This is a genomic window from Serratia sp. MMO-28 (assembly GCF_037199905.1).
GTDB classification, from domain to species: domain Bacteria; phylum Pseudomonadota; class Gammaproteobacteria; order Enterobacterales; family Enterobacteriaceae; genus Chania; species Chania oryzae.
On sequence record NZ_JBBCVB010000014.1, the window covers coordinates 23,540 to 47,101 of the forward strand.

Here is a 23,562-nt window from a genome sequence, read left to right on the forward strand (position 1 = left end):
CGCAATTATCCCGCCAGCTCAAGTGCAATAGCCTGAAAGACAATAAAAAAACGGCCGGTAGCGCTCTGCTATCGGCCGTTTCACCATTTTGCGTGAAATCGGTTATTTTTCCTGCGGGAACAGCAGGTTCAACACAATGGCGGTGATCCCCCCGGCGGCGATACCGGAAGAGAACAGGGTTTTCAGCCAGTCTGGGGCAAACTGCAGGATCAGTGGCTGCTGGGAAACGCCCATCCCGACGGCCAACGACAGCGCCATAATCATGATCGCACGGCGGTTCAGCGTCTCGCGGGAAACGATACGTACACCAGAGGCGGCAATGGTACCAAACATCACAATGGTGGCCCCCCCCAGAACCGGCTCTGGAATGTGCAGCACGATACCGGCAACCGCAGGGAACAGCCCCAGCACGATCAGCATCAGGGCGACGACGAAGCCAACGTAGCGGCTGGCGACGCCGGTTAATTGGATCACCCCGTTGTTCTGGCCGAAACAGGAGTTCGGGAAGGTGTTGAATACCGCTGACAGCATGGAGTTCAGACCGTTGGCCAGCACGCCGCCTTTGAGGCGCTTCATATAGAGCGGGCCGCTGACCGGCTGTTCGGAAACGTCGGAGGTTGCCGTGATATCGCCAATGGTTTCCAACGAGGTCACCATAAAGATCAGCATCAACGGCAGCAGCAGGTTCCAGTCAAAGCCCAGGCCGTAATACAGCGGCGTTGGGATATTGATCGTGGCAGTATTGGTGACCGGCTGGGTTTCTGGCAGCATGCCCATCGCCCAGGCCAACAGATAGCCGACGGCCATGGCGATCACCAGTGAGGCCACGCGCAGGTAAGGGTTGCGTTGGCGATTGAGCAGGATAATCACCACCAGCACCACGCCAGCCAGCAACAGATTTTTCGGGGCACCAAAGGTATGGTCGTTCATGGCCGCGTAGCCACCGCCGATGGAGGTCAGGCCAACCTGAATCAGCGACAGGCCGATAATCATCACCACAATACCGGATACCAGCGGGGTAATAATGCGGCGCGCCAGGTGCAGCACCCTGGAGAGCAAAATTTCAGTACAGGAAGCCACCATCAGCGTGCCGAACAACGCCGCCATCATGGTTGGCACGTCGGCACCGCCGTTTTTCAACGCCAACCCGCCCATAATCAGCGGCGAGACAAAGTTAAAGCTGGTGCCCTGAATGGACAGCAGGCCAGAACCCACCGGCCCCCAGGTTTTGATTTGCAGAATGGAGGCCAGGCCTGAAGCAAACAGCGACATACTGATAATGCGCTGTGTATCTTGCGCGGGCAAACCCAGAGCCTGGCAGATCAGCAGGGCTGGGGTGATCACGGCGACAAACATTGCCAGCAGATGTTGACCGGCGGCAAACAGGGTCTGCGGCAGCGGCGGGCGATCTTCCAAGTGATAAATCAGTTCACTAGTGCGTGGTGCGGTTGCTGATGTTTTTTGTATGGCATCGAGCTCAGCGGATTGAATGGACATGGTGTGGCGCTCCCTGAAGCGGCAAAGCAGGCATTTTAATGATCCGCTTCACAAAAGCAAACGGTTGCGCGCGAATATTTTTGTCAGCTCTAACCTTATGGAGGTCACATTTTTGTTCATTTTTTCTTTTTTTATTAGTTGCTTCCACTAATAATTCTCTGCTCATCGAGTTAAAAACCTGACGAAATTTATGGTTTATAATTTATTGTATATCGATTCTTACATGGAGTACTTGAGATGTTCCATCTCGATACCTATGGCACTTTAGTTGCTGCCACGCTGGTTTTGCTCCTCGGGGGCAAATGTGTCCGTTCCATCCCTTGGCTGAGAAAATATACTATTCCGGCCCCGGTTGCGGGCGGTTTGTTGGTGGCATTACTTCTGCTGCTGGCGAAAAAAACCGTTGATTGGGAAGTCAGCTTTGATATGTCGCTGAGAGATCCCCTGATGCTGGCTTTTTTCGCCACCATTGGCTTGAACGCTAACCTGGCGCGTTTGCGTGCAGGGGGTAAAGCGCTGTTTGTCTTTGTGTTTGTGGTGCTGGGTTTACTGCTGGTGCAAAACGCCATTGGTATCGGCATGGCGAAAATACTGGGCCTGAATCCGCTGATGGGCTTGATTGCCGGTTCGATTACGCTTTCTGGTGGCCATGGCACCGGTGCCGCCTGGAGTAAAGTGTTTATTGAACGCTATGGCTTTGAGAATGCTACCGAAGTTGCGATAGCTTGCGCGACTTTTGGCCTGGTACTCGGGGGGCTGATCGGTGGCCCGGTGGCGCGGTATCTGGTGAAGCACTCTTCAACGCCGGAAGGAACGCCGGAAGACAGCGTGCAGCCGAGCGGGTTTGAAAAACCGGAAAGTGGCCGTTTGATCACTTCACTGGTGATGATCGAAACCATCGCCATGATCGCTATCTGCCTGAGCCTCGGGAAGTTTATTTTTGGATTACTGAGCGGCAGTGCCTTCGAACTACCCACGTTTGTCTGCGTGCTGTTTGTCGGGGTGATCCTCAGTAACACGCTGTCGGCCACCGGTTTTTATACGGTGTTCGAACGTGCCGTTTCGGTGTTGGGTAACGTCAGCCTGTCGCTGTTTCTGGCGATGGCGCTGATGAGCCTGCGTTTGTGGGAACTGGCTTCTCTGGCATTGCCGATGCTGGCGATCCTGGTGGTGCAGGCTGTGGTGATGGCGCTGTATGCGATCTTTGTGACCTATCGCGTGATGGGCAAAAACTATGATGCTGCGGTGCTGGCGGCGGGGCACTGTGGTTTTGGTATGGGGGCAACGCCGACAGCCATTGCCAATATGCAGGCGATTACCGATCGCTTTGGCCCTTCGCACCTGTCGTTTCTGGTGGTGCCGATGGTGGGGGCGTTCTTTATCGATATCGCCAATGCCATCGTGATCAAGCTGTACTTGATGTTGCCGATGTTTGGATGAGTGATTTCCCCCTCTTCAATGAGGAGGGGGAAAGTATCAGGCGTTGGAGTAACGGGCGGTTTCAGGCAGCCAGCGCTCAATCAAGGCGTGGGCATGTTGGGGATAATGCTGGTGGATGTGGCGTGCCACGCGCTGAACTTCTGGGATCATCGCCTGATCGCGCAACAGATCGGCCACTCTGAACTCTGCGCTGCCGGTTTGGCGCGTGCCCAACAGCTCACCCGGCCCACGGATTTCCAGGTCACGCTGGGCGATCACAAAGCCGTCGTTACTGTCGCGCAGCACCTGCAGGCGCTTTTGCGCCGTTTTGCTCAGCGGCGTTTTATACAGCAGCACGCAGTGAGAGGCGACGGCACCACGGCCAACGCGGCCGCGTAGCTGGTGCAACTGTGCCAACCCGAGCCGCTCCGGGTTCTCGATGATCATCAGGCTGGCATTCGGTACATCCACGCCCACTTCGATCACCGTGGTAGCCACCAGTAGCTGTAATTCACCCTGCTTAAAGGCCTGCATCACCGCCTGCTTCTCCTGTGCCTTCATGCGGCCATGCACCAGCGCCACCTTCAGCTCCGGCAAGGCCGTTTTCAGCTCCTCCCAGGTGGCTTCTGCTGCCTGAGCTTCCAACAGATCGGACTCTTCAATCAGCGTACAAACCCAATACGCCTGGCGGTTTTCCTCTATGCAGGCGCTTTTTACGCGCTGAATGATATCGGCGCGGCGCGTATCGGGGATCGCCACGGTGGTTACCGGGGTGCGGCCCGGAGGCAGTTCATCAATAACGGAAGTGTCGAGATCGGCATAGGCGGTCATAGCCAGCGTACGGGGGATCGGCGTGGCGGTCATGATCAACTGATGGGCATGGAACCCTTGTTCTTCGCCCTTTTCCCACAGGGCTAGCCGTTGGTGCACGCCAAAGCGGTGCTGCTCATCGATAATTACCAGTGCCAAGCCGTTGAACTGCACCTGTTCCTGGAAGATGGCGTGTGTTCCTACCACCATTGAGACTTGCCCGCTGGCGATCGCGTCCTGCTGTGCGATGCGTGCTTTGCCTTTTTGCTTTCCAGCCAGCCAGCCCACTTCAATTCCCAGTGGTTCAAACCACTGGCGAAAGTTATTGGCGTGCTGCTCGGCCAGCAGTTCGGTCGGAGCCATCAGTGCCACCTGTTTACCGTGCGCGATGGCACGTAGGGCGGCCAGTGCGGCGACCAGGGTTTTACCTGAACCCACATCCCCCTGCACCAGGCGCATCATCGGGAAACCTTTCTGCATATCGGCTTCGATATCGGCCACCACCCGCTTTTGTGCACCGGTTGGAGCAAAGGGCGATTGGGCAAGAAAGCGGTTTTTCAGCCGATCGTCTGGCGTCAGTGACAATGCTTTGTAGCTTTGCGCGCCTGCCCGGACTGCCAGCATGCTGAGATTATGCGCCAGCAGCTCTTCCAGAATCAGGCGTCTTTGTGCCGGGTGTTTACCCTGCTCCAGATCGGCCAGTTGGATATCCGGCGGTGGGCGGTGCAGGGTATGCAGCGCCTGCGGCAGGCTGATCAAGCCACCGCTCAGTTCTGCAGGCAGTAACTCGGCGATGGCGCAGGTATTCAGCAACTCCAGTGCCTGATCGGTCAACTTGCGCAGCGTGGCCTGGCGGACCCCTTCGGTGGTGGGATAGACCGGCGTCAGGGCCTCCTGCAGTTCCACTTCGCTGCTTTCACCCTGTATACGATATTCAGGGTGAATGATTTCGGCGCCGTGATTGCCGCGTTTGATTTCGCCGTAAGCCGTTACGCGGCGGCCAGTTGCCAGGCTGTTTTTCATCGCTGCGTTGAAGTTGAAGAAGCGCATGGTTAAAAGGCCAGTACCGTCGCTGATCTGGCAGGTCAGCATGCGGCGGCGGCCAAAACTGATATCGCTGCGCAGCACTTCCCCTTCCACCGTGGCAAAAATACCGGGCAGCAGATCGTTGATGGGATAAAGGCGGGTGCGATCTTCGTAACGCAGGGGGAGGTGCAGCAGTAAATCTTGAATCGTATTCAGGCCGATTTTGGCTAATTTCGCTGCCTGGCTGGCTCCAACCCCGGAAAGTGTTGTAAGAGGGACGGCATCCAGCAGGCGGCCTTTCATCGGCGTACCGTAGTTGCCTGCATGGTTGCCCACCATTCGGCATCGGCAATCACTTGGCCCTGTTCGTCGATATGCGGGCGTGGCAGCCCTTTGCGCTTGGCCACGTTGGCCAACACCGGATAACCGCCTTCAAACAACAGGCGTTGCTGCTCCTCTTCACTCAGTGCACTGCGCTCGCGGCGGTACATGCCGGCATTTTGCCGCTGACGTTGGGCTTCATACAGGATTAATGCCGAAGCCACGGAAACATTGAGCGATTGCACCATACCGATCATCGGGATAATGATGTCTTGATCGGCCAGCGCCAGCGCTTGTTCGGTAATACCGGTTTTTTCCTGCCCCAGCAGCACACAGGTCGGGCGGGTATAGTCCACCGCGCGAAAATCAACGGCCCGGGTGGAAAGGTGGGTAGCCAAGATTTGCATCCCTTGGCTTTTCATCTGTGCGACAGCATCGGCAATGGTCGGGTGGGTTTTAACATTCACCCAGCTGTTGCTGCCGGCGGCGGAAGAAACCAGCGTGCGCATCCGCGCGCTTGGCCATACGGCATGCACCTGATGCACGCCAACCGCGTCGGCGGTGCGAATAATTGCGGAGACGTTATGCGGTTTGTGCACCTGCTCCAGGCAGACCGTCAGATCGGGCTGCCGGGTGGCCAGCATTTCACAAATCCGCGCATAGCGTTCGGGGCTCATAAGCGCTAGTTTCGGTTGCGGTTAACTTTGATCACATCAGGCATGATACGGATCTTGCGCATAATGTTTGCCAAATGGATGCGATCGCGCGTGGTTAAGCGGATAAAGGCGCTGTAGACCCGGCCATCTTTCTCTTCGGTATTCAGGCTTTGAATATTAGACTCGGCTGCATTGATAGCCGCCGTCAGGTTGGCCAGCGCACCCTGATGATTGAACATATCCACTTTGATTTCAGCGATGAATTCCTGCTCGGTTTCCATATCCCACTCTACCGCCATGAATTTCTCGGGCTCTTTCTGGTAGCCGCGGATATTACGGCAGGATTCATGGTGGATCACCAACCCTTTGCCTGGGCTGACGTGGGCGATAATGGGATCGCCCGGAATAGGCCGGCAACACTTGGCGAAGGTAATCAGAACGCCATCGGCTCCTTTGATGGCCAGATTACGCACGCCGGAAGAGACCCCAAGGCTGGAGTGATCGCCCTGTAAATTCTTCGCAATGACCACGCTCATGGCGTTGCCAAGGCCGATTTCTGCCAGCAAATCATCCAGCGTGGCCAGCTTCATGCGTTCCAGTTCGTGCTGGATATTTTCCTGCGGTACCTCAGAAAGCTTACGGCTGCCACCCAGTGCATGGTTAAGCAAACGGCGGCCCAGGCTAACAGAGTCGTCACGCTTGAGGTTTTTCAGCATCTGGCGGATTTTGGCGCGCGCTTTTGAACTGACAACAAAGTTCAGCCAGGCTGCGTTAGGCCGTGCACCTGGCGCGGTAATGATTTCCACCGTCTGACCACTGGACAGCGATTGCGACAGTGGATACGGCTGGCGATCGACGCGTGCGCCAACGCAGGCATGGCCGATGTCGGTATGCACCGCATAGGCAAAGTCGACCGGCGTGGCGCCCGCAGGCAGTTCAACAATGCGCCCTTCCGGGGTGAAAACGTAAATCTCGTCTGGGAACAGATCGGATTTTACGCTTTCGATAAACTCAAACGAGCTGCCAGCACTCTGTTGCAGCTCCAGGAGGCTCTGCATCCAGCGCTGAGCGCGGATTTGTGCGGTGGTGCCGGTGGTTTCGCCCGGTTCCCTTTCTTTATAGGCCCAGTGCGCAGCTACCCCCATCTCGGCCATCTGATCCATATCTTCGGTGCGGATTTGGACCTCAACCGGCACGCCGTGCGGGCCGATCAGCGAAGTGTGCAGCGACTGATAGCCATTGGCTTTGGGGATGGCGATATAGTCTTTCACCCGCCCTGGGCGTGGCTTATACAGGCTATGCGCCTGCCCAAGAACCCGGTAACAGGTGTCGACTTCTTTCACGATCACCCGGAACGCGTAAATATCCATAATGGAATGGAAACGCTGTTCTTTCAGGTGCATCTTGCAGTAGATGGAATAGAGGTGCTTTTCCCGCCCGCTGACGCGGCAGGGAATCCCCGCTTCGGTCAAACGCCCTTCAATCTCGGAAAGAATCTTCTGGATCATCTCCTTACGGTTACCACGCGCGGCTTTCACCACGGCTTTGATTACCCGGTAACGGTTCGGATAGAGCGCCTCAAAACCCAACTCTTCCAGTTCGGTTTTCAGATGATGAATACCCAGGCGGTGGGCTAGCGGGCTGTAGATTTCCAGCGTTTCACGTGCGATACGCCGCCGTTTATCGGGGCGCAGCGAGCCGAGAGTGCGCATGTTGTGGGTACGGTCAGCCAGCTTGATCAGCACGACGCGGATATCCTGCACCATCGCCATGATCATCTTGCGGAAGTTTTCCGCCTGCGCTTCTTTCTTATTCTGGAATTTCAGCTTGTCGAGCTTGGATACGCCTTCAACCAGTTCGGCAACGCTCTTGCCAAACAGTTGTTCCATATCCTGATAGGTGGCCGGGGTGTCTTCAATGACGTCATGCAGCAGGGCCGCCATCAGCGTCTCATAGTCGAGACGCATTTCCGCCAGAATACAGGCCACGGCAACCGGGTGAGTAATGTAGGGCTCACCGCTGGAGCGTGTCTGTCCCTCGTGAGCATCACGTGCAACAAGGTATGCCTGTTTGAGGCGTTTAATCTGCTCCTCAGGCAAGTAACGTTGAATCAGCAGATTCAGGCTTTCAAACAGGTACAAGGCAGACTCGCAGTCTAATTAACGACGACCTTCAGCAATCGCGGTAACCGCCTGAATCTCTGCGGCTTCCTGCTCTTGCTGCTCCTGGCGCTCACGCACATCGAGGATCTGGCTGTTGATCAGCCCTTCTTCGATTTCGCGCAGAGCGATAACGGTGTACTTATCATTCTCTTCAGGTACCAGAGCATCTTTACCACCGGTCTGGATTTGACGCGCCCGACGAGCAGCGACCAACACCAGGTCAAAACGGTTACCAATTTTCTCTACAGCGTCTTGAACAGTTACGCGTGCCATATTTGTGCTACTCCACAGGTGACGAAAAGACTGGGCATAATACTGAAACTGTCTTCAGTCTGCCAATAGTTTGCTGATTAAAGCGTCATGCCGCAGCATTTGTCGGCCCAAACGCAGGCGTTCGGCGCGAATGATGGTTTTCAGATCGGACAGCGCCAGATCGAAATCATCGTTCACGATTAAATAATCATACTCTGCGTAGTGCGTCATTTCTGCAACGGCTTGCGCCATGCGCCTGGCGATCACTTCATCAGCGTCTTGCCCACGGCCCCTTAAACGGCGGCCCAATTCTTCCTTGGAGGGCGGCAGGATAAAGATGCTGCGTGACTGCGGCATTTTGGCACGGATCTGTTGCGCCCCTTGCCAGTCGATATCCAGAAAAACATCGACGCCGGTCGATAGCACCTGCTCAATAGCCGCGCGCGACGTACCGTAATAGTTGCCGAACACTTCGGCGTGCTCAAGAAACTCATCCTGCTCAATCATACGGCGAAACTCGTCTTTGGAGACGAAGAAATAATGCTCGCCATGATTTTCACCCGGGCGGCTTGCGCGCGTGGTGTGTGAAACCGAAACCTGCGTGTCGTACAGCGGTTGCGTTTTTAACAAAGCCTGAATCAGGCTTGATTTCCCTGCGCCGCTAGGTGCAGAGACAATATAAAGCGTGCCTTGAGCCATGATGATGTTCGTTGGTAGCGGTTGATAAGCCAGTAACAGCAGATGTGTATTTTCTCCGCACAGTATACACGGCTAAAGCTCGGTATGCAGCGTTGGGTCGCATTTTGGCCGCCGCTTTCTGTTAAAAACAGAGGAAAAAAACCGATTTGCGCAGTGTATCTGGAAATTTTCGCTGTTTTCTGTAAATGCACATTCTTTTCTGGAACCTCTTTGCACTTTTGCGTTTTAACCATCGCCAATACTGCAGCTTATGTTTTTACTGCCGTGTACCAAGGAGGTGCACGATGTCGAGATACTGCAATCACATCAGGAATGTGCTGGTAGCCGTAGGGTGTTTGTATAGCGTGGCATGGGCTCAAACCTGCCCGGATTGGCGGCCAGAAAGGTTGCAACTGGAGATAACGGCTTTAAATAGCCAGTTAGAACGCTGGGATGAAGCTTATTACCGTCAAGGCCTTAGCTTGGTTAATGATGAGATTTACGACAGCTCACTGCTGCAACTGCAACATTGGCGACATTGCGCGGGTAAGGCACCATTGGCTGATGCCGGGCAAGCTTTACCCGCAGGTAAAACGCCGCATCCTGTTGCTCAGACCGGCCTGCGTAAATTGCCTGATCGCATTGCGGTGGCTCAGTGGATGCAAGGTCGCCGTGATTTGTGGGTTCAGCCCAAGGTTGATGGTGTGGCCGTTACGCTGGTTTATCAGCAGGGGAAACTGATTAGCGCCATCAGTAGGGGCAACGGGGAGCAAGGCGAAGACTGGCTGGATAAGGTTAAAGCCATTCCTGCGGTTCCCCAGGCATTGCCGCAAGCCCCTGCTCAGTTGGTGTTACAGGGCGAGTTGTTCCTGATGGTGAACGATCACCAGCAACAAACGGTCGGTGGGATCAATGCGCGGGCAAAAGTTGCCGGAATGCTGATGCGCAAGCAGCTTCCCCCCGAGCTGAAACAGCTTGGTCTGTTTGTCTGGGCATGGCCCGATGGCCCGCCAGATATGGCAGAACGTTTGCGGCAGCTTACTGCCATGGGGTTTGCACTTTCTCCACAATACTCAAAACCGGTCAAAACGCTGGATGAAGTGGAGCGGTGGCGAACATTCTGGCATCGTCATTCTTTGCCGTTTGTGACTGACGGTATTGTGATCCATCAGGGGCGGGCCCCAGAGGGGCGCTACTGGCAGGCCAAACCCGGCGACTGGGCGGTTGCCTGGAAATACCCGCCCGCTCAGCAGGTAGCCAGAGTGACGGACGTTGAGTTTGCCGTAGGCCGTACCGGAAAAATTGCCGTGGTGTTGCTGTTGGATCCGGTACGGATGGATGATAAGTGGATCCGGCGCGTAAACGTTGGTTCACTGTCGTTGTGGCAAAAATGGGACATTGCGCCGGGCGACCATATTGCTATCAGCCTGATGGGGCATGGTATTCCGCATCTTAACGGCGTTGTGTGGCGTGCGGCGGAGCGCCAGGCGCCTACGGCCCCCAATCCTGAGAATTACCATCCGTTGAGCTGTTTTACCTTGCAGCCTGCAGGGTGTCGTCAGCAGTTTCTGGCTCGTCTGGTATGGTTGAGCGGTGCTCGTGGATTAAATATCGGGGGCCTGAATGAAGCCGGGTGGCAATCGCTTATCGATCAAGGGCTGGTTGATGATTTACTTGACTGGCTGGTACTCACCCCGGAACAGTTAAACGGCATTCCGGGCATCGGGAATAAGCGCGCACAGGTTCTGTATCAGCGGTTTCTCCTGGCGCGGCAACAACCTTTTGAGCGCTGGCTGATCGCCCTTGGGGTACCGCTTTCATCCGCTCAGGTTACTGGGGCGCAAGCGCAAAATTGGCAACAAATGCAGCGGTTCGCGCCAGAGAAATGGCAGGAAGTGGCCGGCATTGGCGTTAAAAGGGCTAAGCAAATCCACAGTTTTCTGCAATCGCCTGCGATGCTCGAGTTGGCGAACACCCTGGCCGAGCAAGGGATCAACGGGTTCGAGCCGTTACCCAATATGAGCCAGGGTGAATAACCTGATGTGCATTAATGGTCTGGATGCTGATAGTTAAATACCGGCAGGCCGAGGCGAAAGCGCAAAGCCAGCAGACGGGCGCTAAGGCCGGCAGCCAGCGTGATGATTACCACCAGGTTATGTGGCAGGTTGAGGTGTTGCAGGCCGATATACAGCCAGGCGGCGGCGAAAGCAATGCCAGCATAGATTTCTTTCTGGAAAACCAGCGGAATGCGGTTACAGAACATATCACGCAGTATGCCGCCGAAGACGCCGGTAATCACTGCGGCAATAGCGGCAATGATTGGACCATGGCCCATATCCAGTGCCACTTGTGCACCGATGATGGAAAAGACAATCAGCCCGATGGCGTCCAACACCAGAAACAGGCGGCGCAAATGGCGCATTAAGGGGGCGAGCCAGGTAGTGACAATTGCGGCGATAGCCACAATGACAATATATTCGGGATGTTTGACCCAGCTCAGAGGAAAATGCCCCAGCAGTATATCGCGCACTGAACCGCCGCCAATGGCGGTGGCTGAAGCGATAAAGATTACGCCAAACATATCCATTTGACGACGGCCAGCGGCCAGTGCTCCGGTCATCGCTTCTGCAGTGATGCCAATGATATAAAGAACGAGCAGTAACATGGGATCTTCACAAGGTGGGAAATCAAGGATGCAATCGCCAGAGGGTAATGTTCGAGCGGCGAATGGGCTACTGAATTTTTCTAAAGGAGCTTGCTTCGAATTAGTTAACCTAATGATTCACATATTTATATGACTTGTTTATTGGCTTTTAATTTTTATAGCATGCGAAGAATGGATTAGATAATCATTGATAATTTCGCATGATGATTAATCACCACATGAAGGAAAATGAAAGTACGATGAAAAACATCTCAATGCTGGCAGCGGTTGCTTTAGTCGCTTTGATGTTGAACGGCTGTGTTGCGCCAGCCCAGCAAGCGACACCACCAAAGTCGGCATCACCATGCAACGCCGGTGATCCGATGGTGCAAACCACGCTCTATTTCGGGTTGAATCGCCCTGTGGGGCCGACGATTAGCGCAGTGGAGTGGCAATCTTTTGTCGATCAGCAGGTCACTCCACGCTTTAAGGATGGGCTATCGGTATTTGATGCCAAAGGGCAATGGCTGGGGAACGACGGCAAATTAGCGCGAGAAAACAGCAAAGCGCTGATGTTGATTCATACTCCGGGCACGGAAGCTGAACAGAAGATTGAAGCGTTGCGTACCCACTATAAACAGCAGTTTGTACAGGATTCCGTGATGCGTGTTGATACGCCGGTGTGTGTGGCATTTTGATGAGTTTCCGGCTTGTCGCGGGTGCAACAAGCCGGAAACTCGGTTTAGAGCACCAGCCCGGCAACTGCCGCCGAAAGCAGGCTGACCAGCGTTGAGCCGTAAACCAGCTTCAGGCCGAAGCGTGAAACAACGTTGCCTTGTTGCTCGTTCAGGCCTTTGATGGCACCGGCAACGATGCCGATGGAAGCAAAGTTGGCGAAGGAGACCAGGAAGACTGAGAGAATACCCAATCCGCGTGGTGACATTTCCGCTGCGATTTTTTTCAGTTCGATCATCGCGACAAATTCATTGGCAACCAGTTTGGTGGCCATAATGCTACCGGCCTGCAGCGCATCGCTTGCCGGGATCCCGATCAACCAGGCCAGCGGATAGAACACGTAGCCCAGGATCTGCTGGAAGCTGATGCCGAAAATGGCTGCAAAGATGGCGTTTACCGCCGCGATGAGCGCAATAAACCCGATCAGCATGGCGGCAATAATCATGGCGATTTTGAAACCCGCCAGGATGTATTCCCCCAGCATCTCAAAGAAGCTCTGGTCTTCATGCAGCTTGTTCAGCTTCAGTTCCGGTTCATCCTCAACCTGGTAGGGGTTGATAATGGAAAGAATGATAAACGTGCTGAACATGTTGAGGATTAACGCAGCGACTACGTATTGGGCGTCGATCATCACCATATAAGCGCCGACGATCGACATTGATACTGTCGACATGGCCGTGGCGGCCATGGTGTACATCCGGCGCGGAGAGATATCCGCAATAATGCCTTTGTAAGCAATAAAGTTTTCAGATTGACCAAGCACCAAGGTACTGACAGCGTTGAAAGACTCCAACTTGCCCATCCCGTTGACTTTGGAGAGCAGCGTTCCCACTGCGCGGATAATCAGCGGTAAAATACGGAAATGCTGCAAAATACCGATCAAGGCAGAGATAAAGATAATCGGGCACAAAACGCCGAGGAAGATAAAGGATAAACCCGCTTTGCTCATGCCACCGAACACGAAGTCAGAGCCTTGTGCGGCAAAGGATAACAGGGTTTCAAAGAAACCGGCTACGTGCTTAATCACGCCCAGACCGCTTTCCGAATGCAGAAGGAAATAGGCAAGAACCGCTTGAATCATCAAAAGCTGAATAATATAGCGCGGGCGGATTTTCTTGCGATCGTTGCTGGTCAATAACGCGAGGGCGATGATAACGACCAACGCCAAAATAAAGTGCAGAATTTGCGACATAAACAGTCCGAGGAGCATGTAGGCTAGAAAAGAGCTACTTATACCTAATTTGCTGCCGCTCGTCAGCATGAGGGTAACCGGGGGAGAGTGGGTCCGTCCCCCGGTCACTGGTTGTTAACTCAAATCAACATTTTTGCTGCCGAAGAACCAGGTGAAAATAAAACCAGCGGTGTAAGACACTAACAGCCCGGCAACGTAGACCATGATGCCGGCATAAATGCCTTGCGCGGAGGTCATCAGCGGAATAGATACGATACCAGAAGGACCAAAGACGGTATTCAGGCCAATGGGCAATCCCAGATAAGCGATCAACCCAATAAAGAACCCACCAACGGCCCCCCCAAAACAGGCGGTAATAAAAGGTTTCACTCTGGGTAACGTCACGCCATAAATCAGTGGCTCACCAATGCCAAGAATACCTGGAATGATGGCGCCCTTGATCTGGGTGCGCAGTACCGAGCCTGCTTTTGCGCGGGCGAACAGTGCCATCGAGGCTCCAACTTGGCCGCCGCCAGCCATGGCCAGAATGGGGAACAGTGAGTTGAAACCCTGGGCATCCATCAAGGCGAAATAGACCGGAACAAACCCCTGATGAATGCCAAACATGACCGCAAGCAAGAACAGGCCTGCCAGAACGGCGCTGCCGAACGGGTTACCATTTAGGTGTAAAAACAGCCATGACATCCCTTTAAACAGCTCGCCGCCAACCGGCATGATGACCACGAACGTCACCGCCCCCATAATCAGCAGGGTGATGACCGAGGTCAGTATCATATCCAGGTTATCGGGAATAAATTTTCGTACTGTCCGCTCGACCCAGGCTCCCATAATCGTGGCGATCAGCACGCCGATTATGCTGCCTCTAGGATCGATTGGCAGGCCAAAGAAGTTATCGATACCGGAGTAGTAACCCACCTTGGCATCGGGTACGTAGCCCAGCACAAACAGCGAAGCGATAATGGCCCCATTCACTCCGGTGCCGCCAAAGGCTTTTTGTGCATTATGGCCGATCAGAATACTCAAGAAGGCAAACAGGCCTTTACTGAATATTTTCATATAACCAATGGTGCTGATCAGCCAGGGATTAGGGGATTCAATGCCAATCACCATGCTTTGTTCGAGCAGTGTCGCAATCCCTAACAACAGTCCTGCGGCAATAAAGCCAGGGATCAACGGGGTGAAGATGGTGGCAAACTTGCTGAAAAATTGATGAACAGCGCTGCTTTGCTTCGATTTGAGCTGCTTTTTATTCTCTGATGCGATCGCATTCAGATCCTTCGGCATATCCGGCGTATTCTGCTCTGCGCGGCTCAGCAGAGAGTTCATCATTTCAGCCGCCGTTTGTGCCTTACCGGGGCCTAGGACGATTTGCAACTGATCGTCCCCTTCAATAACCCCCATCACGCCTGCGATTTTTTTCAGCGCATCGCGGTCGACCCGCTCCCTGTCCCTGAGGGTCAGGCGCAGCCTTGTCATGCAGTTACCGCAAATAGCAATGTTATTGCTACCGCCAACATGACCCAAAATTTGTTCGATCATTGCTTCATTAATTTTCGCCATCGGATTGACGTCCTGTTCCTGATAAGACTGCGCGGATAAAGCCGTTATTGTGTTTTAAAATTGTGCTGGCTTCGGTGGCCGAAAGATCGGCCAGTATCATGACGATCGCCGTTTTACAGTGGCGATCGCATGCGTTTAAGGCTTCGGAGGCACGCTGATAGCTGCACGCCGTTGCCTGCATGACGATATTAATCTGGCGTTGAACCAGTTTGGCGTTGGTGGCTTCAACATCCACCATCAGATTGCCATAAACTTTGCCGATGCGGATCATCGCCCCGGTGCTCAGCATATTGAGGACCAGTTTTTGTGCCGTTGCCGCCTTCATGCGTGATGAACCGGTAACCACTTCGCTCCCTACCACCGGCTCAATAGCAATATCGGCCAACTGACTCATTTCACTGTTCTGGTTACAGGTCAGAGATACCACGGTAGCACCTTGAGCGCGGGCATAACGCATGGCCCCGATAACATAAGGTGTGCGCCCACTGGCGGCGATGCCAACCAGGACATCGTTGGCGTTAAAGTGCTGGTCGCGCAGATCCTGTTCTCCTAGCGCTCCGTTATCTTCGGCGTTTTCTACGGCCTGTAAAATGGCGGTATTCCCCCCCGCGATCAGGCCGATCACTTGCCCGCGTGGCGTACCGTAAGTTGGCGGGCATTCGCTGGCATCCAAAATGCCCAAACGCCCTGAAGTCCCCGCCCCGCAGTAAATCAAGCGGCCACCTTGGGCAAAGGCAGCGCTTATCGCGTCTACCGCTTGCGCCACCTGTGGCAACACGCGCTCTACCGCGAAAGCAACCTTTTGGTCTTCGAGATTAATCACTTTGAGCATCTCTAGCGTCGACAAGGTATCAATATTCTTACTTGCTGGGTTTCGGCTCTCGGTGACCAGAGTAGATAAATCAATTTTCATTGTTTTCTCAGTGTATATTCGAATATTTTGGAATAATTAATTCCAACAATAACTAAATCAACAAATATTTTATTTTTATGGTGATTGTGTGACCGTTATCAACTTACCATGTCCCCTATTTATACCCAGGTTGTTTTTAGGCACTGGCAGCGTAAGATAGCTTAAGTAGATGCTGCTTTTTGCTGACAATGTGAGTCACCACCGCGATGAGACATACGCAGAAAATAATTCATAACAAAGAGTTATTCACCCCTGGCGAGCGTAAAATCGCCGATTATGTGTTAGAGAACCCCGATAAGCTGAAGCAGCTTTCCTCTCAGAGTTTGGCGATGATTCTGGGGGGGAGCCAATCAAGCATCATTAAGTTTGCTCAGAAGCTGGGAATGAAAGGTTTTACTCACTTAAAAATGGCTCTCATTGAGGAGTGGGGGCAGCAGGCATCGGAGCAGAAACTGCAAAGTTCGCACATTCATAATGGCATCAACAGTAATGATAGCCTGCCTGATATCGCCGAGAAGTTATTTCTGGAAAAACAGCAAGCGTTGCGTGATACCACCGACAGCCTTGATTTTGGCCAGTTGCAGCAAGTGGTGTCACATATTCAGGCCGCTAAACGCGTCCAGATTATCGGGGTTGGGGGCTCCTCGCTAATTGCTAAAGATCTCGCTTATAAGCTGATGAAGATTGGCTACTCGGTTATGAATGAATTGGACAGCCACGTGCAAATCACGGTGGCTCAATCCTTGAGCCCGGCGGATGTGCAGATCATCATTTCGTTTTCCGGTAAGCGCCGGGAAATACTGATTGCTGCAGAGGTCGCCAAGCAAAGGGGGGCCACACTGATTGCCATCACTTCCTTGCAGCACAATCCCCTAAGGGAACTGGCTGACTATACGCTGGATACTATCGCTGATGAGACGCGCTGGCGCAGTTCCTCGATCGCCGCCAGAACGGCGCAGAATACTATTATCGACCTGCTGTTTGTCAGCCTTATGCAGCAGAACAGCGAGGAGAGCCGTCATTTCATTCAGCAGAGTCAGACGCTGGTTGAGCAATTGAGTAATAAATAGAGGCTTTAACCCTCCTCAATAGCTGCCTGAGAGATAAAGTATTGGTTGTTTATTGTTGGTTCCGGTGTTCTATAATGATATGAATTTAATGATAAAAATCATATCACATGAAGTTGATTTATTGGGTTAATAGATAAATAAGGTATATAAAGGTTAGGATGAGTTAATAGAAAGGCCTTAACTATCGTTATGCAATGTGACCTACATCAATGTGTGATTCTTAGAAATATTTATCTTGTCATCTGAAGTCAGCTTGGTTTAAAAGTTGTTATTCTGTTATGGAAAATAAACGCATGTTAATTATGAGTTTATTTTACACTTGTTTGTATAGAGATAAATTCAGAGGAATGTTCTTATGCCATGGAGCCATGAGATTCAGCAGGCAATTACTTTGTTACAGGCATGCCAGCGTCGTAATGCGGATAATCTTCCTTGCCCAGCCAGAGGCGATGAGCCTGGAGCCGTCGGTACCTGTGCTGACAAGATTATGCCATCAATTATCCTGCTCAATGCTTTCGCCGATGTGTTCCCACAGCACCAAGAATTGCACCGCATTGGTACGGTTCTGGAGGCTCAGGGACTTATCCCAAAACTGTCCCAAGACGAGAGTTACAGCCAGAGTGCATTGGCGTATCTGCGCACGCTGATTGCCCCATAAAATAGGCGTGTGTAAAGAGAATAACTTTTTGTATATTAGCCTATGCCAAGGCGTTTAACTGTGGTTACTCGATGGTAAGTAATGACCTATGATATGTAAAGCATGTGCCATTTTATACTTACGGCAGTAACACTTATATGATGTTAATGATAAAGATATATCAGCACCCGAAATGAATTACTGGATATAAAAGTTATAATGCCTTTTCGCGACAAGCGTTAATAGATGGTTTTTTTATTATTAAAATTAATAAAAAATTCTTTATGCTAACCTACAGCAACAAAAAAAGCCCGCTGAGTGCAATGCGGGCTTTAGGTTTTATTGCTACCTAGCAATTGAATCTATTCATTGAGTATCGGTGTCAAATCCTTGTGGCTACTGGATTTCTTATAATACGTTTTTCGATTGTGTACACCCATGTGTACACGGTAAAACGGAGTGCTCTACCATTTAGACTATTTTTCACCTTCCCACCGTCACATCGCCGTCCAGGGTAAAACCTACTTACCGGCCACCACCTCACGCGCTGTTATCTGGTAGCCATTGTGATAACCCGCCGAACCGGTCACCGTTAACCGCCCACCCCGCTGGTGGATCATCAACTCCAGCGCCAGCAGGTCAAAACCGATTACCTGCATCGGGTACGGGCTACGCCTTTCCGACTCCACCAGCACTGTGGCTGCGGCCATAACTCGGCCCGTTCGTGTCTTTATGCGCCTGGGTGCTTTGGTGATTGCGCCGGTGATCGTTGCCGTGTGCTGCGCGGCCTTTTCCCGCTGATTCTTTCGCATTGATACCACCCCTCAGAGTTTTTTGTTATTTTCCCGCTGCGGCCATGGTCATTTTACAGAATAAAACTCCGGTATGAGGCAGGATCCATAAATCGAGGTTCGCGCTAAAAATACTACTGTCCCGGTGCGAACCTCAGTGCGAACCTCTCTTCTGCGAACCACCCCAAAAGTTTTCAATCTTGATGGTGCGTTGCCATCAGGCCAAATTCATTTAAGACGAGATTGACCAGTTTTTGAGGGGGCAAAGCGAGCTAGCGCCAGACAGTAAGCGGGTTAACCGTTATTGATGCGGTCGCGCATGATTTCCATTCTGTCTATACCTGTCTAAAATTTACGCCTGTTTCATTCAGGACGGGCTTAGCCATTTTCAACGGGCCAAAAGCAAGCCTGTGCCATGTGGTGAGCGGGGTAGCTGCTGTTTATGCTGCTGCGACTGGTGCTCATTCCGTCCTGACCTGTCCTGAATTTTACGCTTTCGGTGGCGTTCCTTGGTGGTCAGTGACGCCGCGCGGTTTTTCCGCCCAGGGTGACGCGTTGCTGGCTGGTGGCGCGGCATGACCGGACACAGTGAAACGCTTGCAGCGTTACTACTTGTTCCTATTTGAACGTATTGCGGCTTTCGTTTGTGCAAGGTGTAGTTTTGCCCGTACCAGCGCCAGCCTTAGCATATATCGGGCTGGAATAAGATATGCCTTTGTTCTATCGAACCGAAAAAGAATTTAATGGAAATGGCATGGTTGATATTTCGCCATAAGAGTTAGATATTGAAATATCAATACGATTAAAGAGGGAATAGTTATGGCAGTTGAAGACGATATTTTGGCTATACAGTTGAGAAGTGACATTTTTAGTCATGAGGAAAAGAAGGTTTCTGGTCTTGCAAAACGCGCTGTAGATAATGGTTATGAGACTCTGAGCGATGGACAAAAGGCTGTTTTAAAACCTTTCTTAACCCAGCCATGCGAAGGGGTTACTGATCCTGGTGGTTATCATAACGCCTGCACATCTCAACTTTCTGGGGCGGAGCTGCTTGAAGCCTATGAAGAAGAATGCAATTTCGATTCGCTTCTTTGCGAGCACTGTCGTGATGAGGCCAATGATCTGGCAGCACAGTACGATAGTTTTATGAAAGATTAAATATCACGTTAAAAATAAATAGGGGGTAATCAGTCTCCCTATTTACCATTGCTTTTAATCATCAGCGTTGATGAGATTACTAGCCACGGACTTACTTTTGCTCTGGCTGGCGTAATGGATGTTGGCACACTGGCGACACCGCAAAGACGTGCCGGGAAGATACAACGTAGCCTTGCGGGTTTTACATGCCGGGCATACATACCACCAGCGAACGCCACCATATTTCGGGTTGGTGGTCACCAGCGCCACGGTAACGTAATGATCGCCCGGCAGCGTTGCCACAATGCGCCCATCGCCCTACCACCGTGAAAATCGGTAATTCCCGCCCAGCCGTTATAAACCGTTAGGATTCGTTAGGTTGGGTTGACACTTTTGCGTACCAAGCGTGAAAAACCTTATCATTTCTGTACATCAATCGTGAAAAAACCGCCCGCTAATATCGACTAACCTCAGTGCTGACGCTGGTTGCAGAGAATGTGTAAAGTCCGACCATGAAAGTGTCAAGTATGGCCATCAACTTGACACTTTTCTTGCAGGTTACCGATGTCTTCAGCTCAAGGGATATTCATGAATTACTTATTAATTCCACTCAAATAATGCTGGCCCCATATGGGGCCATTTGATGCCTAAAGCGTGATCGGGATTGGAACGGGGATACGAGGCTGTATTTCAACCAAGCGTGCATCAGACTGGAGGATGCCGGAGAATATATTCGGGGTTTTTGGCGATTCGAGTGAAACCACGAAAGCATAGCGGATAATAGCTGCTTTGGTTCCATCAATTTGGTCCCCTCCTTCGCGTGCCATGTAATGAATCTCAAAACAGGGACAGATTAAGGTACTGCCAACTTTATTCAGTTCAGCACTAAGAACGGATTCCCATTTACCAGCATCTGCGCGAAGTTCAGCTTCCGTTGCGACCGTTTTCTGCTTAAAGAAGGACTGGGTTTTTTCTGGATCGGGGCGGAATGTAATTTCCACGCCTGCGCGCGTGTACATAGAAGTGTCCTGGGGATCTACAGGGCTTGAAAAACAGCAAGTTGCGCGGATTTTCACTTTGCCGTTAATACCTGTCTCAGGGATTGGCAGAGGAACTCGCAAGTATTTTCCGGGGGCAAGTTCACCTTGATAAAGGATTCGTGCGGTCCCTACTGGTGATTCGATGACCTGACTGATTGAATCAGGCACTTTGCCCCACCCCACATCTCCTTTTTCATGGTTAGCGCGGTCTGTTGCATTGATCAGTAGTGCTTTGATTGCGAGCGGCGAGATCTCATGACCAAGGATGGCACGAATACCCACTGCGTAGCGCAATAAATAAGGGGCCGAAAAGCTGGTTCCGCAGGTTGGCACCAGTTTGCCAGGATCCAAAGCGCTTGGCACATGAAAATACTGGCGCGGTGTGCCGCCAAACGCAACGAGATCGGGTTTGACTAGCCCCGGTGAACGTCCAGGGCCGACAGCACTGTATGGCGCGCGTTTCCATCCGGCTTCAATTTGATCGGTGGCACCCACAGACACTGCATTCACACAGTCTGATGGCACCTGAATTCGGTTAAGGCCAAGTGAACTCTCACTGTCACCATTATTACCGGCAGCGATAGTTAAGAATGTATCGCCGTCGGCAAGGTAGGTATCAATAAGTGACGTCCACGGATGAATTTCATCATCATCAATAGGCAGCGCGGGACCAAGACTCAAGTTTAGAAACTCATACTGACGGGACAGCAAAATGTCTTCAAGATTTGACAGGGTACGATAAAGCTCGTAAGGATCTTCGCCGTCAATGTTGTTATCGAGGATGCGGTGGTGGTCCACATACGAGAAAGGGCGACTGGCTTTTTCTCCTGGCCAAAGGGGGCCAAAAAGAAATGCAGAGGTAACACCCAGTCCATGAGAAGTGCCGTCTGGGTGATCGTCTGCTGCAGAGTCAGCAAGCGTGTAGTTGGTGACCCATGGTTCCAGTACATGCTTTTCTGGCAGGCCGCCATCCAGAATGGCAACTCGAACGTCTGAGGCATAGGGCTGAGCATCTGGTAGATTTATGTTGGCACCTACCGGAACTCCCCGGGTAATGGGCCGAAAGGACCGCATTGCAGGCAATGGCCTGACTACACGCAGGAACGAGAAAGACGCAAGCTTGGTTAGCTGATTTTCTGAGCCTACAACAGGCATGAACCAGAGGTTACCTACCTCAATGGCCATTTGTTCTTTCACTTCAAATCCCAGTTCGTGGGCATAACTAATGAATGCTGTTTTGATAAATTCATTGTTTCCCACCGGCATCAGTTGTAATCCAACTTCCCAGTAACCTTCAAAGGCATCAGCGTTGTGTTTAATTTTTTCACTATTGTCAGGTTCTGAAATACTCCAAACCCGAAACAAGTCGGAAGCACCCCGACTTGTTTCGGTAAAATGAGCCAGTTCTTTACTAAATTCTGTTAGCCGTGTGCGCTTGCCTGCTACGAAGATTTTTGTCGTTGGTGACTTTACCGGTCGCCCTGTACGAGTCCATCGATCAGGGAGTACTTCCACGCCTTTGCTGCCGATCGAGCGAATAGCCATTTCTTTAAAAAGTGCGCGCGGAAAATGGCCTTTGGCTATGTATGACGGATGAAGAGTAATAGCAGCAACAGCAAAATCTTTAGGGCAGAGCTTATTATCCAACTCATTCAGCTTACTGACAGTATGCTCAAATTGAGGTTTTAACCTCCTCATTACTTCGCGAAAGGTGTAAATCGGCTCAGACTTAGGATTTATTTTCGGAGGCGGCGTGTGAGATGCTAATACTTCCGCCTTACCGATGATATAATTACGCTTTTCAGTCATTGATTATCTCCTTTGCCGCAAGGCGCTTTCGAATAGTTTCCCTACTGACATGAGCGATTTTTGCTGCTTTTTGCTGAGGTAGTCCATACTGACGAACTAGTCTAACTGCGAAGTTGATTTTTTCAGCTTTTGTTTTGCCTGCAGCATCAAAATCGAGTTGTGCAATCAGGTCTGTTTCAAAACTCTCTGGGCGAAGAATATAAAGTCTGCGCAATTGAGATATTTCGCGCTTTATGTTGCTGTACGACTGTCCCAGCAAGCTCTCCTTGAGGAGATCATACCAAGGTGCCAGAACGTCAAAATCATCCCCCGCGAAAAGACGTATGGCTTCTGCAACTTGCTCATCGTCTGGTAGTTGAAAGGTGACCTCCAGATCAAAGCGTCTCCAGAGAGCCGGGTCCAGTAACTCCGGGTGGTTAGTTGCAGCGACCAGCAAACCGCTGGAAGGCCAGTCCTCTAATTCCTGTAACATAATAGTGACGAGACGTTTGAGCTCGCCAACATCCGATTCATCAGTGCGTTTTTTGGCTATGGCATCAATTTCATCTAACAACAATATGGACGGGTGCGATTTAGCAAAATCAATGACGCTGCGAAGGTTACTGCCGGTCCTACCTAAGAAGCTACTCATCACGGTTGTCAGGTCCAGTGTATAAAGTGGGAGCTCAAGTCTTTGTGACAACCACTGAGCAGTCATGGTTTTACCCACGCCAGGCGGACCACTGAAAATTAAGGACTTAGTCGGCATCAGGCCATGACGGACCAGCAGTTCGCTTTTTTCTCGCTCCAGCAGAACTTGTTCAAGTTGCTTTTTGACTTTGTCCTGCAATAGAGGTGTGTCCGCATTGGACATCCCCTGTGACACTTTCAACAACGTTTGAGGTGCAGTATCGTCAACTATATTGCTCGGGAAATCGAACGAAGACGACTCTTTACGCATAACATCATGAGATCGTGCTGGATTTAGTTTAAGCAACTCTTCAATCTTTAATGCCAGTTGCGGATCGCTCTTTCTCAGAGATCGAACATGCTTGGCTAGATAGAGCCTTAAGTCTTTCTCACTACCTTCAAGGGATAGCCTGATTATACTGACCAAATCGAGTTCCATTTGTTCACCTTGGACAAGCATTAAATTAAGTTATTGATTTTAATGTTAAAAATTAATTTTCAATAATGACCAATTTGATTATTTTTATGCATTATAGCCATAATG

Annotated in this window: 21 protein-coding genes; 6 read left to right on the forward strand and 15 right to left on the reverse strand. The window is 51.6% G+C overall.

Annotated features, from left to right (window positions below; genetic code table 11):
• Window positions 1-102: 102 nt before the first annotated feature.
• Both WG891_RS13725 and WG891_RS13730 read right to left on the reverse strand, forming a co-directional pair.
• Window positions 103-1,497: a nucleobase:cation symporter-2 family protein gene (locus WG891_RS13725; RefSeq protein ID WP_076943926.1), complete on the reverse strand. Its 1,395-nt coding sequence runs from the start codon at window positions 1,495-1,497 to the stop codon at window positions 103-105.
• Window positions 1,478-1,663, reverse strand: coding sequence for a hypothetical protein (locus WG891_RS13730; protein ID WP_337263294.1), 186 nt, complete (start codon window positions 1,661-1,663; stop codon window positions 1,478-1,480). Before WG891_RS13730 ends, WG891_RS13725 begins: the two co-directional genes overlap by 20 nt.
• A 71-nt stretch (window positions 1,664-1,734) precedes the next feature.
• On the opposite strand from WG891_RS13730, the gene gltS reads away from it, so the two are divergent.
• A complete protein-coding gene (gltS, locus tag WG891_RS13735) occupies window positions 1,735-2,937 on the forward strand; it encodes a sodium/glutamate symporter (RefSeq protein WP_337263293.1) in 1,203 nt (400 codons plus the stop codon).
• 36 nt (window positions 2,938-2,973) lie between these two features.
• Here the strand turns inward: gltS and recG are convergent, their stop codons facing one another.
• The 5 genes from recG to gmk are packed head-to-tail and all read right to left on the reverse strand — an operon-like array spanning window position 2,974 to window position 8,842.
• On the reverse strand, window positions 2,974-5,055 hold the full coding sequence (recG, locus tag WG891_RS13740) for an ATP-dependent DNA helicase RecG (protein ID WP_337263310.1): 2,082 nt from the start codon (window positions 5,053-5,055) through the stop codon (window positions 2,974-2,976).
• Window positions 5,052-5,750, reverse strand: a complete 699-nt coding sequence (trmH, locus tag WG891_RS13745) for a tRNA (guanosine(18)-2'-O)-methyltransferase TrmH (protein WP_337263292.1) — start codon at window positions 5,748-5,750, stop codon at window positions 5,052-5,054. Before trmH ends, recG begins: the two co-directional genes overlap by 4 nt.
• Before the next feature lie 5 nt (window positions 5,751-5,755).
• Window positions 5,756-7,870 (reverse strand): bifunctional GTP diphosphokinase/guanosine-3',5'-bis pyrophosphate 3'-pyrophosphohydrolase, encoded by a 2,115-nt coding sequence (spoT, locus tag WG891_RS13750; RefSeq protein ID WP_337263291.1) that lies wholly within the window; start codon window positions 7,868-7,870, stop codon window positions 5,756-5,758.
• A gap of 18 nt (window positions 7,871-7,888) precedes the next feature.
• Complete coding sequence (gene rpoZ / locus WG891_RS13755; protein ID WP_024482945.1) at window positions 7,889-8,164, reverse strand: DNA-directed RNA polymerase subunit omega; 276 nt, start codon at window positions 8,162-8,164, stop codon at window positions 7,889-7,891.
• A 54-nt stretch (window positions 8,165-8,218) separates the two neighbouring features.
• Window positions 8,219-8,842 (reverse strand): guanylate kinase, encoded by a 624-nt coding sequence (gene gmk / locus WG891_RS13760; protein WP_156293266.1) that lies wholly within the window; start codon window positions 8,840-8,842, stop codon window positions 8,219-8,221.
• A 284-nt stretch (window positions 8,843-9,126) separates the two neighbouring features.
• Between gmk and ligB the strand changes: the two genes are divergently transcribed.
• Window positions 9,127-10,857, forward strand: coding sequence for an NAD-dependent DNA ligase LigB (gene ligB / locus WG891_RS13765; protein WP_337263290.1), 1,731 nt, complete (start codon window positions 9,127-9,129; stop codon window positions 10,855-10,857).
• 11 nt (window positions 10,858-10,868) lie between these two features.
• Here ligB and WG891_RS13770 read toward each other — a convergent pair whose 3' ends face one another.
• On the reverse strand, window positions 10,869-11,486 hold the full coding sequence (locus WG891_RS13770) for a trimeric intracellular cation channel family protein (RefSeq protein ID WP_337263289.1): 618 nt from the start codon (window positions 11,484-11,486) through the stop codon (window positions 10,869-10,871).
• Window positions 11,487-11,725: 239 nt separating this feature from the next.
• On the opposite strand from WG891_RS13770, the gene WG891_RS13775 reads away from it, so the two are divergent.
• A complete protein-coding gene (locus tag WG891_RS13775; protein WP_337263288.1) occupies window positions 11,726-12,163 on the forward strand; it encodes a DUF3574 domain-containing protein in 438 nt (145 codons plus the stop codon).
• Between the two features lie 44 nt (window positions 12,164-12,207).
• Here WG891_RS13775 and WG891_RS13780 read toward each other — a convergent pair whose 3' ends face one another.
• The 3 genes from WG891_RS13780 to murQ form a co-directional block, all read right to left on the reverse strand.
• Entirely contained in the window at window positions 12,208-13,392 is a 1,185-nt protein-coding gene (locus WG891_RS13780; RefSeq protein WP_337263287.1) for a NupC/NupG family nucleoside CNT transporter, read from the reverse strand.
• A 114-nt stretch (window positions 13,393-13,506) separates the two neighbouring features.
• A complete protein-coding gene (murP, locus tag WG891_RS13785) occupies window positions 13,507-14,952 on the reverse strand; it encodes a PTS N-acetylmuramic acid transporter subunit IIBC (protein WP_337263286.1) in 1,446 nt (481 codons plus the stop codon).
• On the reverse strand, window positions 14,939-15,865 hold the full coding sequence (gene murQ, locus WG891_RS13790; RefSeq protein ID WP_337263285.1) for an N-acetylmuramic acid 6-phosphate etherase: 927 nt from the start codon (window positions 15,863-15,865) through the stop codon (window positions 14,939-14,941). The genes murP and murQ overlap by 14 nt, the downstream gene beginning before the upstream one ends.
• Before the next feature lie 206 nt (window positions 15,866-16,071).
• Between murQ and WG891_RS13795 the strand changes: the two genes are divergently transcribed.
• Together WG891_RS13795 and WG891_RS13800 are read left to right on the forward strand one after the other, a co-directional pair.
• Window positions 16,072-16,935 carry an SIS domain-containing protein gene (locus WG891_RS13795; protein ID WP_337263284.1) on the forward strand — a complete coding sequence of 288 codons (864 nt, stop codon included), beginning with the start codon at window positions 16,072-16,074 and terminating at the stop codon, window positions 16,933-16,935.
• A gap of 355 nt (window positions 16,936-17,290) precedes the next feature.
• Entirely contained in the window at window positions 17,291-17,593 is a 303-nt protein-coding gene (locus WG891_RS13800; protein WP_337263283.1) for a hypothetical protein, read from the forward strand.
• 500 nt (window positions 17,594-18,093) lie between these two features.
• On the opposite strand, the gene WG891_RS13805 is transcribed toward WG891_RS13800, so the two are convergent.
• Window positions 18,094-18,282: a hypothetical protein gene (locus tag WG891_RS13805; protein ID WP_337263282.1), complete on the reverse strand. Its 189-nt coding sequence runs from the start codon at window positions 18,280-18,282 to the stop codon at window positions 18,094-18,096.
• Window positions 18,283-19,182: 900 nt separating this feature from the next.
• Here WG891_RS13805 and WG891_RS13810 point away from each other — a divergent pair.
• On the forward strand, window positions 19,183-19,521 hold the full coding sequence (locus WG891_RS13810) for a hypothetical protein (RefSeq protein WP_337263281.1): 339 nt from the start codon (window positions 19,183-19,185) through the stop codon (window positions 19,519-19,521).
• 54 nt (window positions 19,522-19,575) lie between these two features.
• Here WG891_RS13810 and WG891_RS13815 read toward each other — a convergent pair whose 3' ends face one another.
• The 3 genes from WG891_RS13815 to WG891_RS13825 all read right to left on the reverse strand — a co-directional run bounded on the left by WG891_RS13815 (window position 19,576) and on the right by WG891_RS13825 (window position 23,457).
• A complete protein-coding gene (locus WG891_RS13815; RefSeq protein ID WP_337263280.1) occupies window positions 19,576-19,803 on the reverse strand; it encodes a hypothetical protein in 228 nt (75 codons plus the stop codon).
• 344 nt (window positions 19,804-20,147) lie between these two features.
• A complete protein-coding gene (locus tag WG891_RS13820; RefSeq protein WP_337263279.1) occupies window positions 20,148-22,349 on the reverse strand; it encodes a S8 family peptidase in 2,202 nt (733 codons plus the stop codon).
• Entirely contained in the window at window positions 22,342-23,457 is a 1,116-nt protein-coding gene (locus WG891_RS13825; RefSeq protein WP_337263278.1) for an AAA family ATPase, read from the reverse strand. Before WG891_RS13825 ends, WG891_RS13820 begins: the two co-directional genes overlap by 8 nt.
• Between the last annotated feature and the right edge of the window lie 105 nt (window positions 23,458-23,562).